The organism is Psychrobacter sp. NPDC077938 (assembly GCF_044542635.1).
In the GTDB taxonomy this organism is placed as follows: Bacteria; Pseudomonadota; Gammaproteobacteria; order Pseudomonadales; family Moraxellaceae; genus Psychrobacter.
In genome coordinates, this window is record NZ_JBITUW010000005.1 from 166,609 (window position 1) to 180,101 (window position 13,493).

Annotated in this window: 9 protein-coding genes; 2 read left to right on the forward strand and 7 right to left on the reverse strand. The window is 42.5% G+C overall.

Annotation, left to right across the window (positions count from 1 at the left end; genetic code table 11):
- Nucleotides 1-400: 400 nt before the first annotated feature.
- From gspD to ACIGBM_RS10115, 7 genes are all read right to left on the reverse strand, one after another.
- Complete coding sequence (gspD, locus tag ACIGBM_RS10085; RefSeq protein WP_397477660.1) at nt 401-2,644, reverse strand: type II secretion system secretin GspD; 2,244 nt, start codon at nt 2,642-2,644, stop codon at nt 401-403.
- A gap of 77 nt (nt 2,645-2,721) precedes the next feature.
- Nucleotides 2,722-3,627: a type II secretion system protein N gene (locus ACIGBM_RS10090; RefSeq protein ID WP_397477661.1), complete on the reverse strand. Its 906-nt coding sequence runs from the start codon at nt 3,625-3,627 to the stop codon at nt 2,722-2,724.
- Entirely contained in the window at nt 3,628-4,455 is an 828-nt protein-coding gene (gene gspN, locus ACIGBM_RS10095; protein ID WP_397477662.1) for a type II secretion system protein N, read from the reverse strand. It lies immediately after the preceding gene.
- 230 nt (nt 4,456-4,685) lie between these two features.
- A complete protein-coding gene (locus ACIGBM_RS10100; RefSeq protein ID WP_101204384.1) occupies nt 4,686-5,009 on the reverse strand; it encodes an H-NS family nucleoid-associated regulatory protein in 324 nt (107 codons plus the stop codon).
- A 1,034-nt stretch (nt 5,010-6,043) separates the two neighbouring features.
- On the reverse strand, nt 6,044-6,667 hold the full coding sequence (ssb, locus tag ACIGBM_RS10105) for a single-stranded DNA-binding protein (RefSeq protein WP_397477663.1): 624 nt from the start codon (nt 6,665-6,667) through the stop codon (nt 6,044-6,046).
- A 317-nt stretch (nt 6,668-6,984) separates the two neighbouring features.
- Nucleotides 6,985-7,596 carry a DUF3833 domain-containing protein gene (locus ACIGBM_RS10110; protein WP_397477664.1) on the reverse strand — a complete coding sequence of 204 codons (612 nt, stop codon included), beginning with the start codon at nt 7,594-7,596 and terminating at the stop codon, nt 6,985-6,987.
- 129 nt (nt 7,597-7,725) lie between these two features.
- On the reverse strand, nt 7,726-9,090 hold the full coding sequence (locus ACIGBM_RS10115) for an MFS transporter (RefSeq protein ID WP_397477665.1): 1,365 nt from the start codon (nt 9,088-9,090) through the stop codon (nt 7,726-7,728).
- 666 nt (nt 9,091-9,756) lie between these two features.
- Between ACIGBM_RS10115 and uvrA the strand changes: the two genes are divergently transcribed.
- On the forward strand, nt 9,757-12,663 hold the full coding sequence (uvrA, locus tag ACIGBM_RS10120) for an excinuclease ABC subunit UvrA (RefSeq protein ID WP_397477666.1): 2,907 nt from the start codon (nt 9,757-9,759) through the stop codon (nt 12,661-12,663).
- A gap of 312 nt (nt 12,664-12,975) precedes the next feature.
- On the forward strand, nt 12,976-13,251 hold the full coding sequence (locus ACIGBM_RS10125) for a hypothetical protein (RefSeq protein ID WP_397477667.1): 276 nt from the start codon (nt 12,976-12,978) through the stop codon (nt 13,249-13,251).
- Nucleotides 13,252-13,493: the final 242 nt, after the last annotated feature.

A 13,493-nucleotide genomic window follows, 5' to 3' on the forward strand; every position in this document is an offset into this window, starting at 1 on the left:
ATTTTTTAATTACTAGCTTCTATTTACTAATTACATTCTCGTGAGCATCGTCAATATCACTACCCTCAGATACGGTATTATGATTATTTACTGTCTCCGTATTGTCCTTTCGACTACTGCGCCTAGGGATGAGTAATAGCGCAGTTGCAGCCACACTTAGTAAAAGCCATTTTTTTGTATTTTTATCATCTGTCATTTTAGCTTCTGATTTACTGTAGCGGAAAACATAATACGTAACTCATTATTTTATTAGTAACTAATATACTTAAATATAAAAGCGGCTATGTTTATCTGTGTTATGAATACGCAAGCTAATGTACGATGTAACTAGTATCTATTACATCGTACATTAATTTATGCCAGCTGAATCGCATTAACCGTTATATATAGAGCTAATATTTTAACGATTAAGAGGATAGGTCGTGATACCACTATTAGGACTATCTACTCTCGTAAAACCTTGCGAAGTAGATTTTGGCGCTTGATCACGTTTAGGGATAAGGGGATTTAGCGGCATAAGCTCGTAATCTGCACTGACATTACCATTCCAACCTTCAGTGCCGCTCAATGGTAATTGCTTAATCGTACCGTTTTTATCAATGACCAGCTGCAACACTCGCATTTGATTAAATTTACGTTCAGTCACACTCGCTACCGCGCCGCCATCACGTAAAATAGTCGGCTGTAAAAAGATGATCAAATTGCTCTTTTGGGTGCTGTCATTGTCAGAACGAAAGAGTCTACCGATGACTGGGACATTACCCAGTCCAGGAACTTTCTGTTGACGTGTGGTGGTGTTGTCACGCATCAGGCCGCCCAAGGCAATCGTCTGCTGATCATCCGCTAGAATGGTCGTATTAATAAGGCTTTTATTGGTAATTAGTCCACTGGCATTACCCGTACTGCCTGGCACGACTGACGAGACTTCTTGCGATACCTCTAAACGTACTGTGCCATTGTCACCAATATGAGGAATAACATTCAGATTAATACCAATGTCTTGACGATCAATTGTCTGAAATGGGTTGTTTGAATTATTGCCACTAGTGGTAAAAGAACCCGTGACAAAAGGTACGTTTTGACCAACTAAGATACTGGCTTTTTCATTATCCAATGTCAAAATCGATGGCATAGATAGCAAGTTGGCACTGGTAGATGAGTCAAGCGCCTGTAAAATAGCGCCATAAAACTCTGTATTGCCCTGACTGTCTTTGCGACTGTCTCCAATACCTATCAATGCACCTGCGATAGAGCTGGCAGCAGCGCTAATACCTGCCGTACTTGTCCCTGCTAAAGCCGCCGCCGCAAGTGTCGTAGCGCTGGCCCCCACATTGTTAAAATTGACCACTCCATAGCCACTGTTGGCATTACCTAGCGCCCACTGAACACCTAGCTGGGTGGCATCATCGCCTGACACTTCAACAATGGCAGCTTGAATTAATACTTGTGCGCGGCGACTGTCTAATTGGTTGACCGCATCTTCAATCTCAAACATTAGCTCAGGTGCGGCGTTGACGATAACGGCATTTTGAGTTTCGTCAGCGATAATACTAAACGGACGACCGCCCACTCCTGTGCTTGTTCCACTTGTGCTGCTAGTCGACACAGCAGCTTCACTACTACCTAAGCTATCGCTAGCTGCATTATTAATTGCGGCGCCTGTGCTACTTACATCATTTAGTGACGCTGATTCTAGTGTCGAGGTCGCACCAGCACTATTGATAGATTGATTAGCGAGTAAGCCGCGTAACATATCGGCGATATGACCAGCACTAGCGTACTTTAATCGAAAAACACGTAGACCACTTAAACGTCTGGTCGGCGTGGTATCCAATTGATTGACCATTTCTTGGACTTTAGCAATCATTTCAGGACTGCCTTTGACTAACAGTCTATCGCTTGACGTATCAGCAATCACCTTTAGCTGATTGTTGCCACCTTGTGCTTGCCCACTACCCGCACTTGAGACTAAGGCGCTAATCAATTCCATCATACGTTCGGCATCGACGTGGCGTAGTGGTATCACTTGCAAACTGTCATTTACATTGCTGTCTAAATCACGGATAAGGGCTGTCAGTTGGTTAAGGCTGTCTGCTCTATCGGACAACACCAACGCATTGACACCAGGTACAGCGGCCGCGTGAGCCGACTGCGGCATCAATGGGCGAATAACACCTAATACTTCTGCAGCTTGGGTATTGGTCAAATAAATAACTCGAGTAGCGAGCGACTCGCCAACACTATCACCGCGTAAATCAACCGCCACACCAGATTGCTTAGCAATATTATCCGGTACCAGTTTTGTCGTCGTTCCCGATTCAATCGCAGCGATACCATTCACTTGCATCACGCTCAGAAATAACTGATAAATCTCATCACGGGACAAGGCTTTATTGGAGATGACCGTGACATTACCATTGATACGTGGATCAAGTACAAAGTTTTGATCTGTGATGGTCGCAACTTCATTGATAAATGCTTTGATATCAGCGTCTTGTAAATTGACTTTCCAGCTCTCAGCATTGGCAAGACCAACACCAGCAGCCCATAATGGCACTGCCAGACAAAGTGGACGACACAAGCGCATCAAACGCTGCAGGCTACGGTACAAATGCGTGGCTGAAAAATTCTGAAAACTTACCATATTGATGATTACCTACAGTGATATTGCTTACTATGTGCTGAGTGTTTAGGGAGCAATTTTGCTAAAAACCTACCTTGCTAGAACTGCTGGCGAATCGTAATAACTTGCTCACCACGTTGAACCTCTATCTGCGCTTCACCTGCTTGTTGTACTTGCTGAAGTACACTAGCATCTTGCGCCGGATTATTACCTACGCTCTGTCCGTTGACGGTCAGTACCTTATCGCCCGGCTCTAACCCTAAACGATTACGTAGGCCAGCAGGCATCGCCGCTGTAACTTGGTAGCTTTCACCTGATGCCATCACCCCCATCCTACTTAGATAACTGGCAGGGTTTTCTTGCAAGGCCGTAACCGCTTCTTCGATAGCTGACTGGGGATTACTTGAAGTGTCTGCGCCAGTTGTCCCTTCTGTCTCAGGAATAGCGTTTTGTACTGGCTGGGGCGCTGTAGGCAACATGCTATTATTTGGCAAACGCTGATTACTTATTCCGCTTGCTAGCATATCACTTTGGTCTAATGGCATCGCCTCTGGCATTTTAATAACGGTTTCTTTATCATTAGCATCAGCGATGATAACTGAATTCCAGTCAACAGCCACGAGCGTATAATCGCTGTCTTTTAGTCCATCACCGATACGGTAATTTTTGACTTCGCCATTGACATTCAATAAGGCGGAAGACATGCTCTCAGGTATGGCTAGTAGGACACCTTTGAGCTCAATGTTGGGAGGTGGTTGCACAGCTGCGGTAATAGGATCGGGATCAGCAAAGATTGCAAATAAGCCACTATAATCATTGGTGGATTTGGCACTATTCTGTAGAGAGGCTAAAGGCAATGCAGGTGCTAAAGGCGCTGCTAATAATAACCATAAAAGACGGGCAGCTGTCCAGCATAGCCAAGCAATGGCTAACAATAGCAGCCAACCTGAAAAGCGATTGAGAGTATTGATAACAGGTTTTAGGCTTGCGGCGATATTAAGCATTTAGTTCGCCCCCAAACCAGCTAGCAATGGCTGGCGCACACTGAAAACTGGCGTATCTTGAGGGGCTTGTCCTTTATACTCAGGCATGTTCTCTAGCAAGCGCTGTGTCAGACTGACATCGAGCATATTATCGCTATCGAGATACAGATCTCCCAAACGCTTATCTTGATTGTTTAATAAATTAATATGCAGCAAATCTCTATTGTTTTTTTGCTCTGTACTAAGCTCGGCTCTTAGAGCAGGCATCGTAATATAAAAAACTTTGCCACCACTAGGATAGCCTACCTCACCACCAACCCAAGTTAATTGACCATCCGCTGCACTAAATCCGCCCGCGTCTTTAGCAGGATCACTACTAGATGTGTCACTTTTATCAGACTGACGCGTTAGCGATACATTGTTTACTTGAATAGGGGTATTTGGCAGCTGCCAGTTGACCACGCTCGCTAGCGTCTCAGGTGCAATTTTCCCACTCATGTTGTCAACTTGCCATGAGTTCAGACCAAGTTTAACTTGCCCATTCAGACGTGTCTGTGCTGAGTGGATATTAACATCCGCACCTAGCTTACCTATGAGTAACTGCCAAGGCTGCCATGACCATTCTGCCATACCTGTAAGCGACGTTGATGACATAGGCAACTGCCAAATAGCAGCACCTTGCCATACATTGCCAGATACATGCTGGACATAAGGCGTATCCGGCGCGTATTTCTCAAGTAACCATGCTGCTGGCATTTGCAACACAGCAAATAGCGCAAACAACACAAACCCAACTAGCCACCAGAGCTTACGGGGACGTTTATGAGAAAACTCAGATACTTGGGCCACAGTCGTACAACTCTTATATAAGACAAAAACGTCATTATCATAACAAACAATGGCATATAGATGACAGAAAAAAAAGCCAGTATCTTTTTGCCAAAATACTGGCGGTAAAGATACTGGCTTTTATTTTCTAAAAAACAGCTCTATCTATCGCTAAATGATTGTAAATACACCATTATCAATAGCAATTTCAAACTGGTTCACAGAAAGTAACTTTATAAGAAAACAGCTAATTAAATAGCAAAATCTTCGATATCACGACCTGCTGCTAGCGCTTCGACTAACCACGTTGGCTTACGGCCACGTCCAGTCCAAGTTTCACTATGATCATCAGTATTACGATATTTAATACTGCGTTTTTTCTCTAACTTTTCACCAGCTTTCAGTATCTCTTCGATCGTTGCATTGCTATCTTCTGCAATCTGTTCGAACTGCATATAGGCATCATACAAACGTTGATGTTGTTTTTTAGCGATAAGTTGTTGAGCGTTTTCAGTGATAGCACGTAACTCATCTACGTTCAAATTTTCTAAATCAATTGCGTTATTTTTGCTCATAATAAATCCAACTATAAAATAAGAGTGTGACCTCTATTGAGGTATTATTTTTCGTGAAAACATGCGGAGAACAAATCGTTCATTAGCAATTAAATCTATTCATCAAATATAATTAATTCTAAAGAATATTTAATTTCTAATAGCATCTAGAACAATCCATTATAAATACAAAATATATAGCGATAGATTCTCATTGTATCCATTTTAAATAAAATTAGTTTTAGATAAATCTAAACACATAAGTCACCATGCTTTATATATTGCTATTATAGCTTTGAAAGCATTTTCTAATAATAAAACAAAATTCTAGTACTTTGACTACTGCTAGAATTTCACAATAATATTTCGACAAAAACCTACTGTTGAAATAATAGAGTAGTATCTCTATGCACTATACTCTCAAATACTGCTAATTTTGGAGATAGTTCTGCATCAGCTCTGTAACTTACTATGTCGTTGCTATAGTGCTTTCCGAAGAAGTTAACCATTTCATATAAAGACCTATTATCTAAATAGCTTTCGATTTATTAATAATAAACAAGTAAAACTTTGGCTATTATCATTGAAATTTATTTTATTTAAAAACGATCAATATATATTAACTATACGCCATATAAAGTTAGTATAGCAATTTTTAAAACTAAACGTCACTAATCATAATTATTTTTTGGTATAAACGGTCAATATAGAGTATAGAAGGTAGTAAGCATACTAGCTAATGTAATAATTAATAGTATTAAACCAGTACTAAATAAACTTAAGTTTATTCGTTTACATATTAAGAGCATATTAAATAAATTAAAAATTCTTTAATAAAAATTTAGTTTAACTACGTTAAAAAGCATCAACTGAATTATATTTTTGGATATAGCTAACCCTCTATAAGAGAGCCACAGTGTTAACCTCGTTTGAAATATCACAGTTACATCTGCACTCAGTTGCCTTGTATCTCCTTTAAATTGAATCAACTATAGCAAGCATTAAAAAAGCCCTGCAGTTGCAGGGCTTTTTTAACATTAAGTCTAAGGTATATCCTAGAACGGAATGTCATCATCTACAGGGCTATCTGGCATTGCTGTAGGCTTAGATTGTGCAGGTGTCTGTGCTGGTTGATTGAACTGGTTTTGCTGAGCAGGCGCCTGATTGTTAAAGCTATTCTGACCACCTTGAGCCGCTGGTTGGTTGTAGCCGCCTTGATGTGCCATTTGATTATTTGCTTGCTGACCAAAGTTATTCTGGTTGTTTTGGCCACCTTGATTATTATAGCCGCCACTTTGACCTTGATTTTGACCACCAAAGCTATCTCCACCCTGACCGCCGCCAGTTTGACCATCAAGCATCTGCATTTGTTCAGCACGAATCTCAGTAATATAACGGTCTTGACCACTTTGGTCTTGGTATTTACGTGTACGCAAACTACCTTCGATATAGACTTTGCTGCCTTTGCGCAGGTATTGCGCTGCGATTTCACCTAGACGGTTAAAAAGTGCGATACGATGCCACTCTGTCGCTTCTCTTTTTTCGCCGCTTTGTTTGTCTGTCCACTGCTCTGATGTCGCAACCGAGATATTGGTTACGCTACCGCCATTGCTGAATTGGCGTGCCTCAGGATCTGCTCCGAGGTTACCGATGATGATAACTTTATTGACTCCGCGCATGATACCGTCCTTTTACTTATGAATAATTTAATAAACTGTTTTAATCGTTATCTGATAGCATCATTTGATACTATCAATTGTATAATTTTACTTTAACCAATTTTTATCGAAATATCTATAGGCTACCTATGGTGCACGTCAGTCTATGTCGCTTAGATATTCTATCTTGATATACTCGTCAATATTGTAGAGTCCAATAAATAACAGGTAATAGATAAATATGCTGCTATTTTGCCATTTTAAGACACTGAAGAACACCGTCTACCTTTATCGATATTGCATAGCACCTAACTTATTATCAAGTAATTTATAGATTTCTAGTTAGCATCGGAAGGCTTACGATGCATGCTCAATGTCACGCTACCCAGCTCTACGCCAAACTTTGTCATGACTGAGCGATTGAGCATGACATCCTCATTGATAAGATACATCCAATCATCGAACGTTACTTTGTAGGTTTTGTCCTCGACAGGTAACTCTAATAAGTAATTCCAGTGCAACGTATTGCCAACCACTTTCCCTGCTGCCTCGCCAATGACATCACCTGCCACACCTTTCCAGCTGCCATCTGTCTGCTCAGTCAGACGCCATATACGCTGCGATTTCGTACCATCTGCCCACGAGAATTTCTCGTTTAGGACAATGACATCATCTCCCTCATGGGTTGCATCAATATCAACATAAAAGCGCTTTTTGACTTCGCCATTTCGACCTTGGAACATACCCCAACCATCGATTTGACCCGAAAAAAACTCATGCATGTCGAGCGTTGGTGTGGTGTTCTGATACGCCTGAATATTTTGCGTAGCACAACCAGAAGTTAATAGCATGGCTGATAAACCAAGACCTGCTATTAACTTGGCTATTGAGCGATGCGCCTTCTTTTTACCCTCAATGACACTACCAGACAACATCTTAAATTTACTCATATTAATTCCTTTTAAATAGAGATAAATAGTTAGTTTCTACTTATTGATATTGATTGATATTGGTGGTTTATGAGATTGCTGTCTGTGCTATTTGGCTTTATTTCATATACAACTACAGGTATAAAGCTGCTATATATCTAGCGGACTTTGCGCCAAACTCGATAGCTGCTGACGTGAATCGTCCGTCAACTGTGTCTTGTCTAACTTTAAATAGGCGACTTGCTCTTTTGCCATGACGACCAACTCATCAACACCATCTACTGCCAGCATTTGTCGTGACCAGTCTTGGATATTGATATCTTTAGGAATAGTAACTGTCGTGCTCGATAGATAAGGTGGCTGAGAAATGGGAATAATGATAAGCAGTGCGGCACCCATAATAATAGCCAGTATGCCCCACGCCAACAAATTAGGCTGGCTTAATAACAGACCACCCATTGCCCCGCCTACAAAAGCACCAAAGAACTGACTAGAGGAATTAAGCCCCATCGCGGTCGCTTTATTGGCGACTGGTGCGCGCTTAGATATCCATGAGGGAATCGTCGCCTCAAGCAGGTTAAAGCCCATAAAGTACAGCAGCAAACCCAATATAATACCAACACCGACCTGACTACCAAGCGCTAATAATGCTAAAGCGACAGTCATTAATGCGATTGCACCCAAAAAAACCTGACGCATTTTGCGTTTCTTTTCAGCGATGATGATAAAAGGTATCGCGATGGCAAAACCAATAAACAATAGCGGCAAATAAACCATGCCTTGCTGACGTACTGACAAGCCAAGTACGTCACTGAGCTGGTGCGGCAATATCACAAATATCGCCGTCATCGTCAGATGTAGCGCAAATATACCGATATGTAAGCGGTTAAGATCGCCAATCTTAAGGACAGTAGCCAACTGTTGACCGATGGTTTTATTATCTAAGTTATGCTTGAGCACGCGCATAGGCGTCGGTACAACTACCAATAGCAGCATCGCCAATATAGCAAACCCTGAGGTTAGCCAAAACAGTCCAGAGATACCGAGCGAGCCGACTAATAGCGGACCAAAGGCAAAGGCAAGCATAATAGAGGTCGCAATCGTCAGACCCATCGTGGCCATCGCTTTGGTACGCATTTCCTCACGAGTCACATCTGCCAGTAGTGCCATAAGCACAGCAGAGACCGCACCACTACCCGCCAGCGCTCGACCAATGATGACTTCATAAATATCCGTCGCATTTGCCGCAATCATGCCACCGATAGCGAACAGTATCAATCCTAAAAAGATAATAGGCTTACGCGGGAACTTATCAGCAGCCAAACTCATCGGTATCTGAAAAATAGCCTGTCCTAAGCCATAAATACCAACAGCCAAACCAATCAAAAACGGCGTTGCGTGTGCATAATTATCACCGTAGACAGAAAATACCGGCACAATCATAAACAAGCCAATCATACGTAAGGCAAAGATGCCACCGACTCCGAGGATTGCCCGTTTCTCTACGCTATTCATACTTGCCTCACTGGTTGATCATTGCTGGTTGCTCATTGCTATCTTTCACGACTAACACTGTGCCATACCATGATTTATCACTACTGGTTTATCAAGGCATTGGCCTATAAATCAAGCCCCCTAGTATAAGACATTCGCCGTTTGGTTGCCGAGACTTTTGTCTTACTGGTGCAGTAACGTATACGCCCTCAACCCAAGCCATTCATATTACGAGATTATTTTGTTACCAAGTGCATCAGATGCACAGTCATGCCTTGAATAATGCTGTCACCATGACAATAAAGTAAAGCGTCGCAAATATTATTACTCATCAACCCAAACGACATTTTGAACGACAACACCCTCTATAAAATGACATTTTGGTCAAAACCATAACAAACGTTACCTGTTACTTAACACTGATTTGATTTAGATTTGCTTAGTCCTATAAAAATAGTCGTAGGAGCGACAAGCAACGTAAAGCCAAACAACAATAGAAAGTTAATAACTAGGTTGGCATAACTTTTACCTTATCAATATATGTACCTTTTATAACGACACTACTTATAACAACACTATAAATTTAGAATTATTCACCTTTTAACCAACCACTTTACTGATCTGTATTTACTTTTTAGCTTGAGATATTTCCCAATCCCCTTTTAGCAAATAGGAAACCTGTAACCGATGGCACATGACCATATCGCAATACGCGGCGCACGTACTCATAATTTAAAAAACATCGATTTAGACATCCCACGAGATAAATTCGTGGTAATCACTGGCCTATCTGGCTCTGGCAAATCTTCATTGGCTTTCGATACTCTCTATGCCGAAGGGCAACGTCGTTATGTCGAGAGTTTATCGGCCTACGCGCGTCAGTTCCTCTCGCAAATGGAGAAGCCTGATGTCGATAGTATCGAGGGTCTATCCCCTGCGATTGCTATCGAGCAAAAATCAACCAACCATAACCCACGCTCGACTGTTGGTACGATTACCGAGATTTATGATTATCTGCGTCTGCTATATGCACGCATCGGTACGCCATATTGCCCTGAGCACGGTGAGCCAATGGTCGCACAGTCGGTCACTGAGATGGTCGATCAAGTCATGGCCTTACCAGATGACACTAAGATTATGATCTTGGCACCCGTCATTCGTGAGCGTAAAGGTGAGCATACCGTCTTGCTTGAGCAGCTGATTGGGCAAGGCTTCGTCCGTGTGCGCGTCGATGGTGATGTTTACGATACCGATGAGCTACCAACACTGGATAAGAAGAAAAAACATACCATCGAAGTGGTGGTCGATCGCTTTAAAGTTCGTGATGACTTGGGCAACCGTGTCGCTGAGAGCTTAGAGACGGCGTTACGTTTGGGTCAAGGACTGGTCACGCTGCACTTTATGGATGGCAATCCAAAAGAAGGCGGTGATGAAAACCAAGTCATGTCAGCCAAGCATTCATGCCCTGTCTGTGATCGGGCGGTGCCTGAGCTTGAACCACGCATGTTCAGTTTTAACAATCCATATGGCGCATGCCCAAGCTGTGACGGTCTCGGGAAACGTCAATATTTCGCCGCTGAAAAACTGATTACTCATTATGAGAAGTCACTTAACCAAGGCGCAATCAATGGTTGGGACAAACGTCATGCGTACTATTTTGGCTTGCTTAGCACGGTCTGTAAGCATTTCAAAATCGATATGGATGCGCCGTGGCAAGATCTGTCAAAAGAGCAGCAAGACCTAATCATGCATGGCTCTGGTAAAGAAAAACTGACCTTTAACTTTACTGATGAGCGCGGCCGCAAGACGAATAAGACTGCACCGTTTGAAGGTGTGCTTCCTTACCTAGAGCGTCGTTATGCCAAGACGCAAAGTAACCTTGTCCGTGACGAGTTAGCTAAATATCTGGCAGATACCACTTGTAACGTCTGTGACGGCGCGCGTCTGAATGAAATCTCACGCAATGTCCGTGTCGATGATCAGACCATTGCAGAAATCGTCAAGCTATCTATCGGTGATGCGGCTGACTATTATAAAACGCTAAAGATTGGCGGTCATAAAGGTGAAGTCGCCGAAAAAATCTTTAAAGAGATTAATGAGCGTTTAAACTTCCTCGTCAGCGTCGGGCTAGATTATTTGACCCTTGCCCGTTCTGCCGAGACATTATCGGGCGGTGAAGCACAGCGTATTCGTCTAGCCAGCCAAATCGGTGCAGGTCTGATGGGTGTCATGTACGTACTTGATGAGCCGTCAATCGGTCTGCATCAGCGTGACAATGATCGCCTGCTAAAAACCCTCACACGCTTGCGTGATTTGGGCAATACCGTGCTGGTCGTTGAGCATGATGAGGATGCGATTCGCCAAGCAGATCATGTGATTGATATCGGTATCGGTGCAGGCGTACATGGCGGTCATATTATCGCTCAAGGTACGGTCGATGACATCATGGCAAACAAAGAATCGCTGACTGGACAATATATGTCTGGTAAGAAAAAAATTGAGATTCCAACTGTCCGTCATAAAGCCAAAACTATCGATATGGAAGTCAAAGGTAAGGCCAAAGCCAAAAAAGTACCGATGACCATCGAGCTAAAAGGCGCATCAGGTAACAACCTACACGATGTAGATTTGACCATTCCTGTTGGTATCATGACTTGTGTGACGGGTGTCTCAGGTTCGGGTAAATCGACCTTGATTAACCGTACGCTTATGCCATTGGCAGCGACTCAGTTAAACAATGCCTCAACGCTAATTGCCGATAAGTTTGAAAGCATTAGCGGTCTTGAGCATTTGGACAAAATGGTCGATATTGATCAAAGTCCAATCGGTCGTACACCGCGCTCAAACCCAGCAACTTATACTGGCGTGTTTACCCCTGTACGTGAGATGTTTGCCCAGACCCAAGAAGCGCGCGCCCGTGGCTATAAGCCTGGTCGCTTTAGTTTCAATGTAAAAGGCGGACGCTGTGAGATGTGCCAAGGTGATGGACTCATCAAAGTTGAGATGCATTTCTTACCAGATATGTATGTGCCATGTGATACCTGTGAAGGCAAGCGCTACAACCGTGAGACGCTAGAGATTCACTATAAAGGCAAAACCATCGCTGATGTGCTTGATATGACCGTTGAAGATGCCGTTGAGTTCTTCTCAGCCATTCCAGCGATTTATCGTCGCCTGCAAGCATTGATGGATGTCGGTCTGAGCTACATTCGCTTGGGTCAATCTGCGCCAACACTATCAGGTGGTGAGGCGCAACGTGTCAAACTGGCGCGTGAGCTTGCCAAACGTGATACGGGACAGACGCTGTATATCTTGGATGAACCAACCACTGGTTTGCATTTCCATGATATCGATAAGCTGCTCAATATCCTGCATGCCCTACGCGATAAAGGTAATACCATCGTGGTCATCGAGCACAATTTGGATGTTATCAAAACGGCAGACTGGGTGATCGACCTAGGTCCTGAAGGCGGTAAAGGTGGCGGCATGATCATCGCTGAGGGTACGCCTGAGGAGGTGGCTGAAGTCAAAGAATCCTATACGGGTATATTCTTAAAGCCAATGCTTGAACAAGGTATGAAAGAAGTCAGCTAATACAATTAGTCCTGATTGATAAAAGGCTACTCTTTATAGGGTGGCCTTTTTTATGGGCTGGTATAAGGCAAAGCACAAACTATAAGCTATGAATGGAAATTGATATATAAACTAAGGCTTAAGTTACTTCGTTACGTTACCTTTCTTAATATTTATTAAAGATACTTAAAAGTTAAATGTATTAATATTTAACTGGTTAGATATGACACGTAAACGCACACGATATAGAAACAACTGGTTAATAACGATATAGCCAACACAAATTGACGTTACTCATTCTTGTACGACCTCTGAAACTCTTAAGGAATTCTTATGAAAAAATTACTATTTATTGTCTTAGCATCTACTGTTGGCGTTAGTGCCTGTGCGTCAAGCGGCACATCAAATGGCGTAAGCGATCGCAACCATCAAAGACCTGCAATGTCTGCTGATATGAAACAAGCCATGGATGATTGTGCTCAACGAGCTGGCGTAAAAATGTCTAAAGAAAGTCGTCCAAGCCAAAGTGATATGAAAAAACTAGAAGCCTGTATGACTGCAAAAGGGTATAAAAAACCTGAAGGACATGGCCAAGGCCGTCCGCAATAACTAATACTTTTTAGATACTCGTTGGTAAAAGGCTACTCTTTAGGGAGTGGCCTTTTTTGTTGGTATTGATAAGTAAAATAGACCTTGAATAACCTATCCTAATGAATAGAAACCCCTGACATTTGTTGCTCAAATATTACTGCTAAGTTATAATCCTTACCTTGTTTACCAGCTATTTAATCAACTTTATAGTACTTACCTTTGCAAAGACGTGCTCGAAATGTTGCACATGAATATAAAGA

Coding starts and splice junctions, on each gene's coding strand:
- ACIGBM_RS10115 (WP_397477665.1), bottom strand. CDS start 9,090: ATGAATAGCGTAGAGAAACGGGCAATCCTCGGAGTCGGTGGCATCTTT.
- ACIGBM_RS10125 (WP_397477667.1), top strand. CDS start 12,976: ATGAAAAAATTACTATTTATTGTCTTAGCATCTACTGTTGGCGTTAGT.
- ACIGBM_RS10100 (WP_101204384.1), bottom strand. CDS start 5,009: ATGAGCAAAAATAACGCAATTGATTTAGAAAATTTGAACGTAGATGAG.
- ACIGBM_RS10090 (WP_397477661.1), bottom strand. CDS start 3,627: ATGCTTAATATCGCCGCAAGCCTAAAACCTGTTATCAATACTCTCAAT.
- gspD (WP_397477660.1), bottom strand. CDS start 2,644: ATGGTAAGTTTTCAGAATTTTTCAGCCACGCATTTGTACCGTAGCCTG.
- ACIGBM_RS10110 (WP_397477664.1), bottom strand. CDS start 7,596: ATGAGTAAATTTAAGATGTTGTCTGGTAGTGTCATTGAGGGTAAAAAG.
- uvrA (WP_397477666.1), top strand. CDS start 9,757: ATGGCACATGACCATATCGCAATACGCGGCGCACGTACTCATAATTTA.
- ssb (WP_397477663.1), bottom strand. CDS start 6,667: ATGCGCGGAGTCAATAAAGTTATCATCATCGGTAACCTCGGAGCAGAT.